The sequence below is a fragment of the Tabrizicola flagellatus genome (assembly GCF_008271465.1).
In the GTDB taxonomy this organism is placed as follows: Bacteria; Pseudomonadota; Alphaproteobacteria; order Rhodobacterales; family Rhodobacteraceae; genus Tabrizicola; species Tabrizicola flagellata.
The window spans coordinates 1-15,985 of record NZ_VMDU01000008.1; the positions used below are offsets into that span (position 1 = coordinate 1).

At 67.2% G+C, this 15,985-nt stretch carries 21 protein-coding genes; 13 read left to right on the forward strand and 8 right to left on the reverse strand.

The annotated features are described in order from the left end of the window. The 4 genes from FL625_RS11800 to FL625_RS11815 form a co-directional block, all read right to left on the reverse strand. The coding region (locus FL625_RS11800) for a DUF2793 domain-containing protein (protein WP_149588881.1) at window positions 1-1,648 on the reverse strand (1,648 nt) is incomplete at its 3' end. 227 nt (window positions 1,649-1,875) lie between these two features. Next, window positions 1,876-2,769 (reverse strand): DMT family transporter, encoded by an 894-nt coding sequence (locus tag FL625_RS11805; protein WP_235019393.1) that lies wholly within the window; start codon window positions 2,767-2,769, stop codon window positions 1,876-1,878. A gap of 21 nt (window positions 2,770-2,790) precedes the next feature. Next, window positions 2,791-3,393 (reverse strand): LysE/ArgO family amino acid transporter, encoded by a 603-nt coding sequence (locus tag FL625_RS11810; RefSeq protein ID WP_149588882.1) that lies wholly within the window; start codon window positions 3,391-3,393, stop codon window positions 2,791-2,793. Further along, window positions 3,386-3,766, reverse strand: a complete 381-nt coding sequence (locus FL625_RS11815; protein ID WP_149588883.1) for an ACT domain-containing protein — start codon at window positions 3,764-3,766, stop codon at window positions 3,386-3,388. The genes FL625_RS11810 and FL625_RS11815 overlap by 8 nt, the downstream gene beginning before the upstream one ends. Window positions 3,767-3,848: 82 nt before the next feature. Between FL625_RS11815 and FL625_RS11820 the strand changes: the two genes are divergently transcribed. Next, window positions 3,849-4,724 (forward strand): LysR family transcriptional regulator ArgP, encoded by an 876-nt coding sequence (locus FL625_RS11820; RefSeq protein WP_149588884.1) that lies wholly within the window; start codon window positions 3,849-3,851, stop codon window positions 4,722-4,724. A gap of 57 nt (window positions 4,725-4,781) precedes the next feature. On the opposite strand, the gene FL625_RS11825 is transcribed toward FL625_RS11820, so the two are convergent. From FL625_RS11825 to FL625_RS11835, 3 genes are all read right to left on the reverse strand, one after another. Further along, window positions 4,782-4,988 carry a cold-shock protein gene (locus FL625_RS11825; protein WP_149588885.1) on the reverse strand — a complete coding sequence of 69 codons (207 nt, stop codon included), beginning with the start codon at window positions 4,986-4,988 and terminating at the stop codon, window positions 4,782-4,784. 202 nt (window positions 4,989-5,190) lie between these two features. Beyond that, window positions 5,191-5,604 carry a c-type cytochrome gene (locus FL625_RS11830; protein WP_354001252.1) on the reverse strand — a complete coding sequence of 138 codons (414 nt, stop codon included), beginning with the start codon at window positions 5,602-5,604 and terminating at the stop codon, window positions 5,191-5,193. 130 nt (window positions 5,605-5,734) lie between these two features. Further along, window positions 5,735-6,475 carry a YebC/PmpR family DNA-binding transcriptional regulator gene (locus FL625_RS11835; protein ID WP_149588886.1) on the reverse strand — a complete coding sequence of 247 codons (741 nt, stop codon included), beginning with the start codon at window positions 6,473-6,475 and terminating at the stop codon, window positions 5,735-5,737. A gap of 158 nt (window positions 6,476-6,633) precedes the next feature. Between FL625_RS11835 and FL625_RS11840 the strand changes: the two genes are divergently transcribed. The 4 genes from FL625_RS11840 to FL625_RS11855 all read left to right on the forward strand — a co-directional run bounded on the left by FL625_RS11840 (window position 6,634) and on the right by FL625_RS11855 (window position 10,003). Next, entirely contained in the window at window positions 6,634-7,869 is a 1,236-nt protein-coding gene (locus FL625_RS11840) for an MFS transporter (RefSeq protein ID WP_149588887.1), read from the forward strand. 52 nt (window positions 7,870-7,921) lie between these two features. Then, complete coding sequence (msrA, locus tag FL625_RS11845) at window positions 7,922-8,575, forward strand: peptide-methionine (S)-S-oxide reductase MsrA (RefSeq protein WP_149588888.1); 654 nt, start codon at window positions 7,922-7,924, stop codon at window positions 8,573-8,575. Window positions 8,576-8,663: 88 nt separating this feature from the next. Further along, window positions 8,664-9,536 carry a 50S ribosomal protein L11 methyltransferase gene (locus tag FL625_RS11850; RefSeq protein ID WP_149588889.1) on the forward strand — a complete coding sequence of 291 codons (873 nt, stop codon included), beginning with the start codon at window positions 8,664-8,666 and terminating at the stop codon, window positions 9,534-9,536. Between the two features lie 119 nt (window positions 9,537-9,655). Next, window positions 9,656-10,003: a hypothetical protein gene (locus FL625_RS11855; RefSeq protein WP_149588890.1), complete on the forward strand. Its 348-nt coding sequence runs from the start codon at window positions 9,656-9,658 to the stop codon at window positions 10,001-10,003. A 121-nt stretch (window positions 10,004-10,124) separates the two neighbouring features. Here the strand turns inward: FL625_RS11855 and FL625_RS11860 are convergent, their stop codons facing one another. Continuing rightward, complete coding sequence (locus FL625_RS11860; protein WP_149588891.1) at window positions 10,125-10,328, reverse strand: DUF1127 domain-containing protein; 204 nt, start codon at window positions 10,326-10,328, stop codon at window positions 10,125-10,127. 321 nt (window positions 10,329-10,649) lie between these two features. Here FL625_RS11860 and ruvC point away from each other — a divergent pair, with 321 nt between their 5' ends. The 8 genes from ruvC to tolR all read left to right on the forward strand — a co-directional run bounded on the left by ruvC (window position 10,650) and on the right by tolR (window position 15,981). Next, complete coding sequence (ruvC, locus tag FL625_RS11865; RefSeq protein WP_149588892.1) at window positions 10,650-11,159, forward strand: crossover junction endodeoxyribonuclease RuvC; 510 nt, start codon at window positions 10,650-10,652, stop codon at window positions 11,157-11,159. Then, window positions 11,156-11,830 carry a Holliday junction branch migration protein RuvA gene (gene ruvA / locus FL625_RS11870; protein ID WP_149588893.1) on the forward strand — a complete coding sequence of 225 codons (675 nt, stop codon included), beginning with the start codon at window positions 11,156-11,158 and terminating at the stop codon, window positions 11,828-11,830. The genes ruvC and ruvA overlap by 4 nt, the downstream gene beginning before the upstream one ends. After that, entirely contained in the window at window positions 11,827-12,855 is a 1,029-nt protein-coding gene (gene ruvB, locus FL625_RS11875; RefSeq protein WP_149588894.1) for a Holliday junction branch migration DNA helicase RuvB, read from the forward strand. Before ruvA ends, ruvB begins: the two co-directional genes overlap by 4 nt. Window positions 12,856-13,037: 182 nt before the next feature. Beyond that, window positions 13,038-13,661: a hypothetical protein gene (locus tag FL625_RS11880; protein WP_149588895.1), complete on the forward strand. Its 624-nt coding sequence runs from the start codon at window positions 13,038-13,040 to the stop codon at window positions 13,659-13,661. An 86-nt stretch (window positions 13,662-13,747) separates the two neighbouring features. Beyond that, window positions 13,748-14,176 (forward strand): PACE efflux transporter, encoded by a 429-nt coding sequence (locus FL625_RS11885; protein WP_160147775.1) that lies wholly within the window; start codon window positions 13,748-13,750, stop codon window positions 14,174-14,176. Window positions 14,177-14,231: 55 nt separating this feature from the next. After that, window positions 14,232-14,636, forward strand: coding sequence for a tol-pal system-associated acyl-CoA thioesterase (ybgC, locus tag FL625_RS11890; protein ID WP_149588897.1), 405 nt, complete (start codon window positions 14,232-14,234; stop codon window positions 14,634-14,636). A 150-nt stretch (window positions 14,637-14,786) separates the two neighbouring features. Further along, a complete protein-coding gene (gene tolQ / locus FL625_RS11895) occupies window positions 14,787-15,482 on the forward strand; it encodes a protein TolQ (RefSeq protein ID WP_149588898.1) in 696 nt (231 codons plus the stop codon). Between the two features lie 4 nt (window positions 15,483-15,486). Further along, window positions 15,487-15,981 (forward strand): protein TolR, encoded by a 495-nt coding sequence (gene tolR, locus FL625_RS11900; protein WP_149588899.1) that lies wholly within the window; start codon window positions 15,487-15,489, stop codon window positions 15,979-15,981. Window positions 15,982-15,985 lie beyond the last annotated feature (4 nt).

A 15,985-nucleotide genomic window follows, 5' to 3' on the forward strand; every position in this document is an offset into this window, starting at 1 on the left:
TGGTCGGCAGGCGCAGCTGGCCGCCCTCGATCTCCACGTCCGCCGCGCCGCCGAAGGCCCCGGCATTGTTGAACTGGATCTCCCCCGAGGCGCCACCGGGCGAACCGCCGCCGCCACCGGGCGGGGCTGCCCATGTGCCGTCCGCGCGCAGGAAGTTCGTCGTGCCGCCGCCCGAGGCGGGCGCCAGCCCCTTGGCACCGCTGGTGAAGGTGTCCAGAAGGGCCGTTACCTGCGTTCCGGTCAGGTCCTCCGGGTCTCCCGTGCCCGTGCCGGTGCGCCCCTTGATCGTGCCGCTGGCCATGTTTGCCAGCTTGTCGTTGCTCACCGCATCAGGGGCAATCGTCGTCGCCCCGTCCCCGGACGAGGTCACATCCCCGGTATGGTTCGGGTGGGCATAGTTGTTGGCGCCCGCCGCGATGCCGTCGAGCTTGGCCTTGTCTGCGGCGGACATGAATCCTGCGGCGCCCGTCGTCGCCGCTGCGTGCAGCGCGCCGCCCGCGCGGTTGCCGTGGGCGGCATCGTCGAACCGCGCGGCCGGCAGCGTGCCCGTCGTCAGGTCGGCGGCCGAGCCGCTGGTGGCCACCGCGGCAAGCCCGGTGATCGTCGCCGCCGGCTGGGTGCCGGTATGCGTCGCCCGGTCGCGCAGGCTTGCGTCCGGGGCATTTGCGGTCGCTCCGTCCGCCACGTTCAGGATGCCGCGCGCCTGGGCCGGGGTCAGCACCTCGGGCGCTCCGGTCCCGGTGCTGTCGCGGCCAAGAAAGCTGCCGGTCGCGATATCGGCCAGCTTGCCCAGCGTCACCGCGCCCGCGTCGATCGTCCAGACCGTCCCCGACCCCGATACCGTGATGTCGCCCTTGTCGCCATCGCTGACCCCGCCACCGCCCCCGCCTCCGACGACCTGGGTCGTCCCGGCGCTGCGCACCCGGACCTCGCCGGTGGTGGTGTTCAGCCAGATCGTGCCGTCCGCCGGGGCGACCGGATCGCTGGCCTGACCGCCCAGATGCAGCGGCTGGGGAAGCGTGACCTCGCCCGTGGCCGCGTCCGAGACCAGCGCGACCGACCAGACCGACCCATCGGCGCTGACCTTGACGCTGAACTCGTCGCTGCCGGCCGTGCCCATCTCGGCCCGACCGCCGAAGCCCGTCTGGAACAGAAGGCTCGCCGTGTCCGAGGCCACCGCCTTGTTCAGCTTCAGCTGGTGGCCCGACCCGGCATGGTTCAGCAGCGTCGCGGGAGAGGAGACCGTCAGCCGGTTCGTTGTGTCCGGTGTGGCCGAGATGCCCAGCCGGCCCACCGTGAACGGCCCGTCCGACAGGGCTACCCAGGTCAGGCCGTTGAAATAGGCCATCTGGCTTTCGGCCATCACATAGGCCTGCCAGCCCGGCAGCGGTTGGGTGAACTGCCAGCCGGCCTCGGTGAACAGCGCGATGCGCCCGGCCTGTCCGACCCAGGGTCCCGTCGCGCCCGTCGCCACGATATGCCGGTCTCCGATCGCGGGCAGGGCCGGCGGTGTGGTCAGGGTCCGGTTGATGACCGCCAGCTGGACCAGCAGATCCAGCTTCACCAGCGCCTCGTTGTGGGTGACATGTTTCTGCGCCTGAGCCGGAAGGATCAGGGGCAGCGACAGGATCGTCGTATCGTCGGGCATCAGGAACCTCCGGGGATCGCCTTGGCCCGCGACCCTAGGAAAGCTTCGTTCAAGGCCCCTCACCACTCCGCGCGCCCTGAACCGACCCGACGCAACGCCCCTCAGACGCGATCGGCAGGGGCACGGACATGCCGCGGCAAGGGTCTTAAGAAACCCCTAACGGAAAATTCCAAGCCCATGCTTTAATTTGATTTTCCGACTCTGTCCACGGTGGACAGGCCCGCGCCTCAAGGCTCGGGCTGGGGCGGAATCCGGCCCTTGCGGGCCTCGGCCCAGGTGTTCAGGCTGACCGCCCCCACAATCAGCGCCCCGCCCAGGATGACGAAGCCGTCCACCGGCTCGGCAAAGACCAGCATGCCCAGGAGGGTCGCCCAGAGGATCTGGAGGAAGGTCACCGGCTGGGTGACGGCCAGGGGCGCGGCGCGGAAGGCGCGGGTCATCGTGTAGTGGCCCAGGGTGGCCAGGGCCGCGACGGCCGCCAGCCAGGCCAGTTGTGCCAGGCTGACCGGTTGCCAGACCCAGGCCGCGATCGGAGCGAGCCCCGCCGCCACCGTGACCGAGAGGACAGCCACCACCACCGAAGCCGGGGCCATCCCGCTCAGCCGCTTGGCGAAGATGTAGCTGACCGCAAAGCAGAGCGTGGCGGCCAGTTGCGACAGATGCCCGGCCGTGACCTCGCGCACGCCGGGTCGCAGCACGATCAGCGCTCCGACGAGCGCGACCAGCACGCTGACCACGCGACCGCGCCCCAGCCCTTCGCCGAGGAACAGACCCGCAATGACCAGCACGATGACCGGGTTCAGGAAGCCGATCGCCGCCATCTCGGCCACCGGCACCCGGGCCATGGCCCAGAACCAGAGGATCACCGCTGCGACATGCAGCGCCCCGCGCCACAGGAACAGGGGCCAGATCCCCTGCGGCAGGCGCATGCCCCGCATCGACCACAGCGCAGGGGCAAGGAACAGCAGGCCGAAGGCAAAGCGGATGAAGGCCGACTGCGCCGCCGGCAGCTCGGTGCCCAGATAGCGGACGATCCCGTTGACGCCCACGAAGGCCAGCGTGGTGGCCAGCATCCACAGAACCCCTTCGACGGGGCGGCCAAGGTCGGTCAGCGCGCGCATCAGCGGACAGAAACCCAGGCGTCAGCCAAAGGCAAGCCCGGCCGCGATCAGCCACATCACGCTCCCCACCCCGATCTCCAGCCAGACCCAGGCCGAGGCGCGCGCGAAGACCGGCGCCAGGAGCCGCGCTCCGAAGCCCAGCGCCGTGAAGAAGCTCAGGCTGGCCATCGCCGCCGCCACCCCGAAGGCCAGCTGATGCGGCGCATGCTGGGCCGAGATCGACCCGATCAGCACCACCGTGTCCAGATAGACATGCGGGTTCGCCCAGGTCAGCACCAGACAGGTCGCCAGCACCCGCCCCAGAGGCGCAGGGTCCGAGGCCGAGGGCCGCAGCGCCTCGCCCCCTCGCGAGGCAGCTCGGAACCGCAGGGCACCATAGACCAGCAGGAAGCCGACCCCCAGCCAGCGCATCGCCGCGCCGAACCAGGGCAGCGCGGCCGAGATCGCGCCGAACCCGGCCACCCCCGCCGCGATCAGCACCGCGTCGGACAGCGCGCAGACCGCCACCACCGCCGCCACATGTTCCCGGCGCAACCCCTGGCGCAGCACGAAGGCATTCTGCGCCCCGATCGCCAGGATCAGGCTCAGCGCCACCAGATAGCCGCTCAGCGCCGCCTCAAGCACGGCTCAGAGCCTCCAGCGCGGCCATGGCGTCGAAGCGCCGGTCCCAGGGCACGAACAGGTGGTCGTGATGGAACCCGGCGATCACGTTGCAACTGATGCCCGCCCGGCCCAGTGCGCCGGCGAAGGCCGCCGTCAGCCCCACGGCTGCGAGGTCCGACTGCACCGTCAGGCTGATCCGCGCCCAAGGGGCCGACTGAAGCCCGGCTGACTCCAGATCGGCAAGCACGGCCACCACCGTCATTCCCTCGGCTTCAGCCACCGTGGCAAAGACGGGAAAGAATGGGGGCACATCACAGACGGCATAGCCGTAGGGGCGCGGAAAGAGCACGGGCTCCATCGTCCGCAAGAGGGTCGCCAGATCGCTTTCGGCCATGTCCAATCCTCCCGATCCTGCTTGACCTCGCAGGGACGATCTCCACAATCAAGTTAATCCTTCTAAGAATGAATTAGCGAAACTGATGCTGGACCCCGCGCAGCTTGCCGCGCTTGCCGCCGTCCACCGGCGCGGCTCCTTCGAGCTTGCGGCGGCCGAGCTGCATGTCACCCCGTCGGCTGTCAGCCAACGGATCAAGGCGCTGGAAGAGAAGGCCGGCGCGCTTCTGATCCGCCGGGGTCAGCCCTGCCGGGCGACCGAGGCCGGGCTGCGCCTGATCCGGCATCATGACGAGATAGCACTGCTGGAGCAGACGCTGGCCGAGGATCTGCCTGGCCTTTCCGCCGGCCCTGCAACGCTGCGGATCGCGGTCAATGCCGACAGCCTTGCGACCTGGGTCCTGCCCGCTCTGGCCGCAACGCCGGGCTTTCTGTTCGACCTCGTGATCGACGATCAGGACGTCAGCCAGGAGTGGCTAAGGCGCGGCGAAGTCGTGGCGGCGATCACCGCCCATCCCGGCCCGCTGCAAGGCTGCGACACGATCCCCCTGGGTGCGCTGCGCTATCGGGCCACCGCCTCGCCCGCCTTCATGGCGCGCTGGTTCCCGGACGGCGTGGCCACCGAGACCCTCACCCGTGCCCCTGCCCTGACTTTTTCCGACAACGACCGCCTGCAGACGCTCTGGGCTGCTGCGCGCGGTCTTGATCCGCCGGTCCTGCCGACCCACCGCATGGCATCGTCGCAGGCCTTCGTCACCGCCTGCCTGCTGGGAATGGCATGGAGCATGAACCCCGAGCCGCTGGTTGCGCCACATCTGGCCTCGGGGGCGCTGGTCGAGCTGGTGCCGGGAACGGCGCTGGACGTGGCGCTTTACTGGCAGTTCACCCGCCTTGCCGCCCCGGCGCTGGCGCCGCTGACGCAAGCCGTCCGCCGGGCGGCGGCAGAGATGCTGGTCTGAAACGGAAACGGGGGCGGCCTGCGCCACCCCCGGATCGCTCCCGATGAACGGGAATGCTTATGCCAGAGCGAGATTCACAGCGGATTCCCGACCGTTGCGATCCTGCTCGATGTCATAGGTCACGGCCTGCCCATCAGGCAGCGAGCGGATGCCCGCGCGTTCCAGAGCAGTGATGTGGACGAAGACGTCCTTCGATCCACCTGCGGGGGCGATGAAGCCGAAACCCTTGGTGGCGTTGAACCATTTCACGGTGCCATTGGCCATCGTGATAACTCCTGTCATGTTTGCCACCCGCGACATGCGGTGGCCCGGCCCAAGTGTCGTGTCGATCGAAGCTGAAGGCCGAAGCAGACAGAAGACGAAAGAGGAAACCCTGCCCGATGCGGATGCGCCTTCCGGCAGGGGATTGCAAGGACATTCGCAAAGAAAGTTCAACGCTGCCCCGGGCGGACGCGGCGGGCATCGGTTACTGCTGGATCGTCCGCAACCAGGCCACAAGGTCGGCGATCGGCTGGCTGGTCAGCATCGGCTGGCCCGCGTCGGTGCGCAGCGTCACGTCGCGGCCCTCGAAGAACTGGCCGTAGATCGGCATGTCGCTGCCGTGCGACACCAGCGGGTCGCGGCCGTCGATCCGCGCGGCCACCCGCTCCAGCGGGAAGGCCCCACCGTGCCGCGCAGCAAGCGTCGTCAGATCGGCCGGCTGGACCAGAAGCACCGGGGCCATCGGCCCGCGACCATCGGCCTTCGTGCCGTGACAGACCGCACAATGCGCCTGGTAGAGGGCCTTGCCCGACACCGCATCGCCGACCTGGGTTTCGCCTTCGGCGCAGGCCATGCCGCCCAGCCCGACCAGAACCGCCACCATTCCGATCCCGCGCATCATCCCCTCCCGCGTGAAGGCCACCAAAAACAGGATAACGCAACCCGACGGCACGGTCCTTGACGCAGGTCATTCCGGGAAATGCAAAGGCCCCCGTCGAGGGGGCCTTCCGTTGCGGCTTGGCACGCAATCAGAGCTGGGCGGCCACGTCCTCGGGGACGTCGAAGTTGTGCGTCACCGTCTGCACGTCGTCGTCCTCTTCCAGAAGGTCGATCAGACGCATCAGCTTTTGCGCGGTTTCCAGATCGACCTCGGTCCGGCTTTGCGGTTTCCAGACCAGCTTGGATTCCGTCGACTCCCCGAGGGTCTTTTCCAGCGCATCCGAAACCTCGGACAGGTTCTCGACCTTGCAATAGATCCAGTGGCCGTCCTCGTCCGATTCCACGTCGTCGGCGCCCGCCTCCAGTGCCGCCATCATCACGTCGTCGGCCGAGCCGACCGAAGCCGGATAGGAAATCTCGCCCACCCGGTCGAAGCTGTGGCTGACCGAGCCGGTCGTCCCAAGGTTGCCGCCGCATTTGGTGAAATAGCTGCGGATGTTCGAGGCGGTGCGATTCAGGTTGTCGGTCATCGCCTCGACGATGATCGCGATGCCGTTCACGCCATAGCCCTCATAGCGGATCTCGGTGTAGTCGGCCCCGTCGCCCGTCTGGGATTTCTTGATCGCCCGGTCGATCACGTCCTTCGGCATGGAGGCCGCCTTCGCAGCCTTGACCGCCAGACGCAGGCGCGGGTTCATGTCGGGGTCGGGCATCCCCATCTTGGCCGCGACGGTGATTTCCTTCGACAGCTTGGAAAACATCTTCGAGCGCAGCTTGTCCTGCTTGCCCTTGCGATGCTGGATGTTCGCCCATTTCGAATGGCCTGCCATGGCCCTACCCTCGGTCCCGTTTCGGTGATGCGCCCCTCTACACCCGGCACGGGCAGAAGGGCAACCCCGGCCCCGGACACCCCCGGGCCGCAGCCGCGGATTGTTCCCGTGACAAGCTTTGGCTTTGCCAGCTGCGCAGGGGCCTGTATTGCGGAAGGATGACCCGCTCGCTGATGCCCCTTTCGGAGACCCGGACCCTGCCGCGCTGGCAGCGGCCCGAGGCGCTGCTCTACCTCATGGCCGCGGCGATGCCGCTGAGCTTTGCCACCTGGTCGGCGCTTCTGAACAATTTCGTCATCGAGGTCGCCAGTTTTACCGGAAAGGAGATCGGCTGGCTGCACACGGTGCGCGAGATTCCGGGCTTCCTGGCCATCGGGGTGATCCTGATCCTTCTGGTCATGCGGGAACAGGTGCTGGCCCTGATCGCGCTGGCGCTTCTCGGGGCAGCGACGGCGGTCACGGCCTGGTTTCCCTCCTTCACCGGGCTTCTGGTCTGCACGCTCCTGTCCTCGATCGGCTTTCATTACTTCGAGACGGTGAACCAGTCGCTGCAACTGCAATGGATCGGCAAGGACCGCGCGCCGATCGTGCTGGGCCGGATCGTGGCGGTGGGCGCGGGTGCGTCACTGGCCGCCTATGGTGCGATCGTTGCGCTGTGGGATGCGCTGGGGCTGGATTACAATACGGTCTACCTGGCCTCGGGCGGGCTGACGCTGCTGATCGTGCTGTTTGCAGCCCTCGCCTACCCGCAGTTCCAGTCGCCGCATCCGCAGCACAGGCACATGGTCCTGCGCCGGCGCTACTGGCTTTACTACGCGCTGCAGTTCATGGCCGGCGCCCGGCGGCAGATCTTTGTGGTCTTCGCGGGTTTCATGATGGTGGAACGCTTCGGGATGAAGGTTTCCGAGATGACGGCCCTTCTCCTCGTGAACTACCTCATCAACATGGCGGTGGCCCCGGCGATGGGCCGTGCGCTTGGCCGCTATGGCGAACGCAACGTGATGGGGTTCGAGTACATCGGCCTGACGCTGGTGTTCCTGGCCTATGGCGGGCTCTACTGGTTCGGTTGGGGTCTGGTGATCGCCGGGGGGCTCTACATCCTCGATCAGCTCTTCTTTGCCCTGTCCTTCAGCCTCAAGACCTATTTCCAGAAGATCGCCGATCCGCGCGACATCGCACCCACGGCGGCGGTGGCCTTCACGATCAACCATATCGCGGTCGTGTTCCTGCCCGCCGCGCTTGGCTATCTCTGGGCCCGTTCGCCCGACAACGTCTTCCTTCTGGGCGCGGGAATGGCCCTGTTCGCCTTTGCCCTGATCTGCCTGATCCCCCGGCACCCATCGCCCGGTTACGAGACGGTGTTGTCCCGCGGCCTGCCGCAGCCGGCAGAGTAGGCTGGCACCCGGACCGGCGCGCCCTATATTCGCACGGAAACGGAGGTCCGCCATGTTCTTCACCCGCAAGTCCACCGAAATGGTCACACCGGACAAGGCGCTGCCCGGGCGGGCCGAGCCGATCCCGACGGCAGAGACGCATTTCCTGTCGGGCATCCCGCTGAAATCGCCGGTGCCCGAGGGCATGTCAGAGGCCATGTTCGGCATGGGCTGCTTCTGGGGGGTCGAGCGGAAGTTCTGGCAGATACCGGGCGTCTGGCTGACCATGGTCGGCTATGCCGGGGGCTACACGCCGAACCCGACCTACAAGGAAACCTGCACCCAGCTGACCGGCCACAACGAGGTGGTCCGGCTGATCTACGACCCGGCAGTCGTCAGCTACGAAGACCTGCTCAAGGTGTTCTGGGAAGGCCATGACCCGACTCAGGGCATGCGGCAAGGGAACGACGTGGGCTCGACCTACCGCTCGGGGATCTACTGCTACGACGAGGCGCAGATGGCGGCCGCGAAGGCCTCGAAGGCCGTCTATGCCCAGGCTCTTCGGGCCGCCGGCATGGGTCCGATCACCACCGAGATCCTGCCCGCACCGACCTTCTACTTCGCCGAGGACTACCACCAGCAGTATCTGGCCAAGAACCCCGGCGGCTATTGCGGCGTCGGCGGCACGGGTGTGACCTGCCCGATCGGGACCGGCGTCCGGGCCTGACCGGCTCCTCTCGCCGGTCCCCAGGCCGCTCCGTGCTTGTCTCCCTGCCTTCGGCGGCGTAAGGGCCAAGGCAAAGGAGTGCCTGTCGATGCCCACCTATTCCGCCTTGACGACCCTGCCCGGCGAAGACCCAGCGCAGGCCCTGGCTGCCGCGATGGAGCGGATGGACCCCGAGCCGACCGGCGTCGGTGTCTTCGAGATCGAGGACGGTTCCGGCCTCTGGGAAGTCGGCGCCTATTTCCTGGAACCACCGGACGAGGTGATGCTGGAGGTGCTCGCCACCGCTTTCGGCGCCCGGCCGTTTGCGCTGTCCGAACTGCCCGACATCGACTGGGTCGCCAAGGTGCGAAGGGAACTGGCGCCGGTCGATGCCGGGCGTTTCTTCGTCTATGGGTCGCACGACGCCGACAAGGTTCCGGCCGGGCGGGTGCCGTTGCAGATCGAGGCGACGGTCGCATTCGGAACCGGCCATCATGGCACGACGCTGGGTTGCCTTCTGGCTTTCGACCGCCTGCTGACCGAGGGATGGAGTCCTGCGAAGGTAGCCGACATCGGTTGCGGCACCGCCGTCCTGGCCATGGCGGCAGCGGCAACGCTGCCCGACGCGCTGGTGATCGCCAGCGATATCGACCGGGTGGCCGTGGACGTGGCCGAGGCGAATGTTGTGATCAATGGCTTACAGGGTCGCGTGGAGTGCCTGGAGGCCGCTGGCCTGGCTCATCGCAGGATTGTGGCAGCAGCTCCGTTCGATCTGATCTTCGCCAACATCCTGAAAGGCCCCCTGATCGAACTTGCCCCCGCAATTTCGACTCACCTTGCAACCGGGGGCAGAGCGATCCTCTCGGGGCTTCTCGCTGTGCAAGCAGATTCGGTCATCGCCGCCTATCAGGCCGCCGGGCTTTGTTTGGAAAATAGGGACGATATCGGCGAATGGTCCACGCTTGTTCTACAACGGACCTGAAATCGTGGACAATTCTTGACTCAGCACCGGACTGATCCCAGCCTGACGAATACGCCGCAATTTCGCCACAAGCATGGGGCAGAAATTGAACATCAGAGCTGCTACTCTGGGTGAGAGATATGTGGGTTGATCCGAATCTTAATGATTTTTACAGCCGCGTCGCGCGGATCGAGAAGTCTCACGCCAAGGGCTACGGCTTCGAGGCGGCGGGCACGGTCGGTCGCAAGGCGTCCAGTCGGGGCGGAAGCCGCATTCTGAAACTTGCCAAACCGGTTCTCCTTGTCCTCGTCATGGGTGTCGGGATTAAGGGCGTGATCCATTACTTCGTAGGCGCACAGACCTACGAGAACCGGGTCAGCGCGCTGGCAGCGGGTGACGGTTTCGATCCGGTGGGCGCGTGGCTGATGCACGCCGACCCGGTGACTCTGATGGTCTCGTCGCAGTTGCAGTCTCTGCTTCCGCGCTGATCATTCGGTTTTGCTGTAGCGTATTCAGTGACGAAGGGCCGCATCTTCCGATGCGGCCCTATTTCCTGTATCGGTACGATCGCAGGGCTGGCTGCGCCAGAGGGCGCCGGCTGTCCTGGCCTCAGCGTCCGATGAACTCGATGTCGCCGCGGCACAGGCCGATATCGTCCAGCTCGCGATCGGACAGCTTGTTCAGCGCCTTGCGGGTGATGCGGGCATCGTTCCAGGCCCGGAACGCCTGCGCGGCGTTCGACAGGGCATTGATGGCACGGTAGGTGGTGATGGCGCCGTAGGGCGCCGGGCGGGTCGTCTCGACAGCGGCCATGGCGGTTCTTCCTTGTTCACATACTGCTCAGAATGAGGGCTCATTCCCTCACGCATCGCCAGATAGTGTTGCTGCATGCGCAAAGCAAGCGCGGCCAAGGCAACCCCGCCATGCAGCAGACGCATGACGTGTGGCAAAATTTTGTCAATTTTTTCAGATAGTTCCGAAAGACCCCCATCGCTGCGTCGTATTTGTGCGACAGCCAGTCGCATTCTGCAAGTGCAAAATGCAGCAGCCACATCGTGCGGGATCCGCGAAACCCATTGGCGGATGTTCCCTTTTCGTGCTAGCCGTTGTGGCAGGCAGGAACGCGGGGACAAGATGCGGGTCATAGGCATCGATCCGGGGCTGAGGAACCTGGGCTGGGGGGTGATCGACGTTGCGGGGTCGCGCCTGACGCATGTGGCGAACGGGATCTGTCACTCGGAGGGGTCCGAGGGCGATCTGGCGGCGCGGCTGATGTCGCTGCATGCCCAGCTGACCGAGGTTCTTCGGCGCTGGCAACCCGGGGCGGCGGCGGTTGAGCATACTTTCGTCAACAAGGATGCAGTGGCGACGCTGAAACTGGGCCAGGCCCGGGGCATCGCGCTTCTGGTGCCGGCGCAGTTCGGGCTTTCGGTCGGGGAATACGCGCCAAATGCGGTGAAGAAGACGGTGGTGGGCGTGGGGCATGCGGCAAAGGTCCAGGTGGATCACATGGTGAAGCTGCATCTGCCGGGGGTGAAGGTCGCCGGGCCGGACGCGGCGGATGCGCTGGCAGTGGCGATCTGCCACGCGCATCATCTTCAGTCGCAGGGTAGGCTGGCCGCCGCGTTGAGGGCGGCGGAATGATCGGGCGCATCTCGGGGCGACTGGACTGGCGGGGGCCGGACCATGTGCTCATCGACGTGCGCGGCGTGGGCTACATCGTGCATGTCAGCGAGCGCACGCTGGCCGCCCTGCCGGGTGTGGGCGAGGCGGTCAGCCTCTACACCGACCTGCTGGTGCGCGAGGACCTTTTGCAGCTTTTCGGTTTTCCGACGCTGCTGGAGAAGGAATGGCACCGGCTTCTGATGACGGTGCAGGGTGTCGGGGCGAAGGCCTCGATGGCGATCCTCGGCACGCTGGGCGCCGACGGCGTGGGCAGGGCGATCACTCTGGGCGATGCGCGCAGCGTCCAGGCCGCACCGGGGGTGGGACCCAAGCTTGCCCAGCGGATCATCCTGGAGCTCAAGGCCAAGGCGCCGGGCATCATGGCTTCGGGTGCCGGGCTGTCCGCCGGGACCGCGACCGCAGAGCCGGTGTTGGTCGAGGATGCGCCCCGACCGAAGCAGCCCGCAAGGGCCGATGAGGGGGGTGCGCGGCGCGCGGCGGCCTCGGCCGATGCGCTGTCGGCGCTGGTGAACCTGGGTTATGGCCAGGGCGAGGCGGCGCAGGCGGTGGCCACCGTGGCGGGCGATCTGCCCGAGGCTGACGCGGCCGCGCTGATCCGTGCCGCGCTGAAACTCATGGCGCCGAAATGAGCTCTGATCCCACCCTGCGGCCCGAGCGGCTGCCCGAGGACACCGACAAGGCCTTGCGGCCGCAGATGCTGGCCGAATTCATCGGCCAGGCCGAGGCTCGGGCCAATCTGGCGGTGTTCATCGAAAGCGCCCGGATGCGCGGCGAGGCGATGGACCACACGCTGTTCCACGGGCCGCCCGGCCTCGGCAAGACGACGCTGGCGCAGATCATGGCGCGGGAACTTGGGGTGGGGTTCCGCATGACCTCTGGCCCCGTGCTGGCCAAACCCGGGGATCTTGCGGCGATCCTGACCAATCTGGAGCCGCGCGATGTGTTGTTCATCGACGAGATCCACCGCCTGTCCCCGGTGGTGGAGGAAGTGCTTTATCCCGCGCTGGAGGATTTCGCGCTGGACCTGGTGATTGGCGAGGGACCGGCAGCGCGGACGGTGCGGATCGACCTGCAACCCTTCACACTGGTCGGCGCGACGACGCGGCTGGGCTTGCTGACCACGCCCTTGCGGGACCGCTTTGGCATCCCGACGCGGCTGGAATTCTATTCCGAGGCCGAGCTTTACGAGATCGTCGCCCGGGGTGCCCGGCTTATGGGCCTGACGGCGGACCCCGAGGGCTGTCGCGAGATAGCCCGTCGCGCCCGTGGAACGCCGCGGATCGCCGGGCGGCTGCTGCGCCGGGTGGCGGATTTCGCGCTGGTCGAGGCCGGAGGCCGGATCAGCCGGGAACTGGCCGACCGGGCGCTGACACGGTTGCAGGTGGATAACCTGGGTCTGGATGGCGCCGACCGGCGCTACCTGACCTTGCTGGCCGAGAATTACGGCGGCGGACCGGTGGGGGTGGAGACGATCGCGGCGGCGCTGAGCGAACCGAGGGACGCGATCGAGGAGGTGATCGAGCCTTACCTCTTGCAGCAGGGCCTCATCCTGCGCACCCCGCGCGGGCGGATGCTGGGGGCGAAAGCCTGGCGGCACCTGGGGCTGGAAGCTCCGAAGGCCGCGGGTCAGGCGGACCTGTTCGGCGGGAAGTAACCGGAGCGCGTGCCGCGCAAGCCTTTCTCTCGTCGTCGGGCCGGGGCCCTCCTCCTCGGCGCCGGGGGCGTCCCGCCCCCGGACCCCCGGGGAGTATTTGGGAAAGGGCAAGGGCCATGGCGGGGGTTGTCTAGGGGCGGGCGGCGGTGATAGCCGGGGCGGGCTTGCCTGCGGAGAGGCCAATGGAGCCGCACCAGATCGAGACCCTGTTCACCCGCGGCGACGGCTCGTACCTCTTCGCGCGCTGGGGTCGGCCGATCGTGCCGGTGGTCTTTGGCGTGGATGATGCGAGCCTGGCCGTGTTCAAGGGCGCATTCGAGGCGGTGGTGGCGCTGGCCGGGCACCGGATGGCCGAGACCGACCCCGAGCTTGGGGCAAACCTGATGGTGTTCGCGTTCAGGGACTGGGCCGAGCTTCTGGCGGTGAAGGACCTGGACCGCCTGGTGCCGGACCTTGCGGCCCTCGTCGCGCGGTTGCAGGCGGCGGGGGCGAACCAGTACCGTATCTTCCGTTTCGAACCCGACGGCGCGATCCGGGCGGCCTTCGTCTTCCTGCGGATGGATGCCGCGCTGGCCGGAATGGAGGCCGAGACGCTGGCCCTGGCCCAGGCGGTGCAGACGGTCCTGTTGTGGTCGGACCGCGCCTTCGACGGGACCTCGCCGTTGGCACGAGTTGGCGAGCGGGTGATCCTGCGGCCCGAGATCGGGGCGGTGATCCGGGCGGGGTATGATCCGGTGCTGCCCGCCATGGCGCGGGACGCAAGCCATGCGCTGCGCTTGTCGGCAAGGATCAGCCGCGTGCTCTGAGGTCGAACATTCCGGACATGACGACCCTGCCGCTTTCTGGCAGACTGGCGGCATTTGATTGCCCATTCTACCGCCAGGATTGCCTCATGCGTTTGCGCAGCCCCAGAGAGCGCCTGATCCAGACCCTTTGCTACGAAGCCGGCGGACTTCTGTTGTCGGTGCCGCTCTACCTGCTCTACTCGGGACATGAGGCTGGCGATGGCGCGATCCTGATGCTGGCCCTTTCTGGGGCTGTCATGCTCTGGTCTCCCCTCCACAACACGATCTTCGACTGGACGGATCTGCGCCTGTCCGGCCGGGCGGCCAGCGACCGGCCGCAGGGCTGGCGCATCGTGCATGCGATCAGCCATGAGGCCACGACCGTAATCGTCACCCTGCCGATCATCGTCTGGCTGGGCGGGCACGGCTGGGGCGAGGCGCTGCTGCTCGACCTGGGGCTGACACTGCTGTACGCGGTCTATGCCTACGGCTTCCATCTGCTGTACGACCGCATCCGGCCCGTGCGGACGGACTGAGACTTGCGGCCCGTCCCGGCGCCGCCTAGCCTGCCCGCTCAAGACTGGAGCCGCCATGACCCCGCACCGTTTCTCGACCCGTGTCTATTACGAGGACACCGACCTTGCGGGCATCGTCTATTACGCCAACTACCTCAAGTTCATCGAACGCGCCCGCACCGAATGGGTGGCAAGCCTCGGCGTGGACCAGATGGCGCTGCGGGCGCGGGATGGCATCGTCTTTGCCGTGCGCCGGGTCGAGGCGGATTTCCTGCGCCCGGCCCGGTTCGGCGACGACCTGGTGGTGGAAACCGTATTGCACAGCCTGGGCGGGGCGCGCATCGTGCTGGACCAGACCGTGCTGCGCGGGGGCGAGCGGCTGTTCGCGGCCACCGTTACGCTGGTCTGCCTGACCGAGGACGGCCATGCCGCCCGACTGCCTGCTGACCTGCGGGCCAGGCTGTCGGGGCCGCTGCACTGAGCCGGACGTCGCAGGCCTGGACCGCCACCTCACCTTCGCCAACGCGCGAATCATCGCCGGCCACAAGGTTGTGTTGGCAATCCCCCTCCAATCTTGATAGAAAAGTCGCTAACGGAGCCGGCAACTGGCCCGATCAACAAGAGCAGGCGTATGGAACCCAACACCCTTGCGATGGCGCAGGAGATCGATTTCTCCATGTTCGCGCTGTTTGCCCGCGCGACCCTGACGGTCAAGCTGGTCATGATCATGCTTTTCGTCATGTCCTTCTGGTCATGGGCGATCATCATCCAGAAACACATCATGCTGCGGCGCGCGCAGGGCGAGGCCTCGATCTTCGACCGCGCCTTCTGGTCGGGCGAGCCCCTGGACGAGCTGTTCGAGCGGATCGGCCCCGACCCGCAGGGATCGTCGGAAAAGATCTTCGCGGCGGGCATGCTGGAATGGCGGCGCAGTCACAAGCAGGACGGCGGGCTGATCGCGGGGGCGCAGTCGCGCATCGACCGGGCGATGAACGTGGCCATCGCCCGCGAAAGCGAGGCGATGAACCGGGGGCTGAGCTTCCTGGCCACCACGGGCTCGACCGCCACCTTCATCGGGCTGTTCGGCACGGTCTGGGGGATCAAGCACAGCTTCGAGCAGATCGCGATCAGCCAGAACACCAGCCTTGCCGTCGTGGCCCCCGGCATCGCCGAGGCCCTGCTGGCAACCGGCGTGGGCCTCGTGGCGGCCATTCCGGCGGCGGTGTTCTACAACAAGCTGTCGGCCGACATCGACCGGGTGGTGGGCGGTTACGAGGCCTTTGCCGACGAATTCGCGACCATCCTGTCGCGCCAGCTGGACTCCTGAGGCCATGGGGATCGGGGTTCCGGGACAGGCGGGCGGCGGGCGGCGTCGCCGGCGCGGTGGACGGGCGGCCGCGATGCACGAGATCAACATCACGCCCATGGTGGACGTGATGCTGGTGCTGCTCATCATCTTCATGGTGGCGGCGCCCATGCTGACGGTCGGCGTTCCGGTGGAATTGCCCAAGACCGCCGCAGCCGCGCTTCCGACCGAACAGGAAGAGCCGCTGACCGTCACCGTCACCGCCGACGGGCGGCTGGCGATCCAGACCACCGAGATCGCCGATGCCGAACTGCTCCCGAAGCTGACCGCGATCGCGGCCGAGCGGAAATCGAAGAAGATCTTCCTGCGCGCCGACGGGGCGATCCCCTACGAGCGCGTGGCCCAGGTCATGGGCGCGCTGAACGCGGGCGGCTTCAACGAGATCGGCCTCGTCACCGACGGCGAGGGGCCAAGGTTCGGGTCCGGTGCTGCGTCCAACACGGGTAACGGTGGCGGCTGAGGCG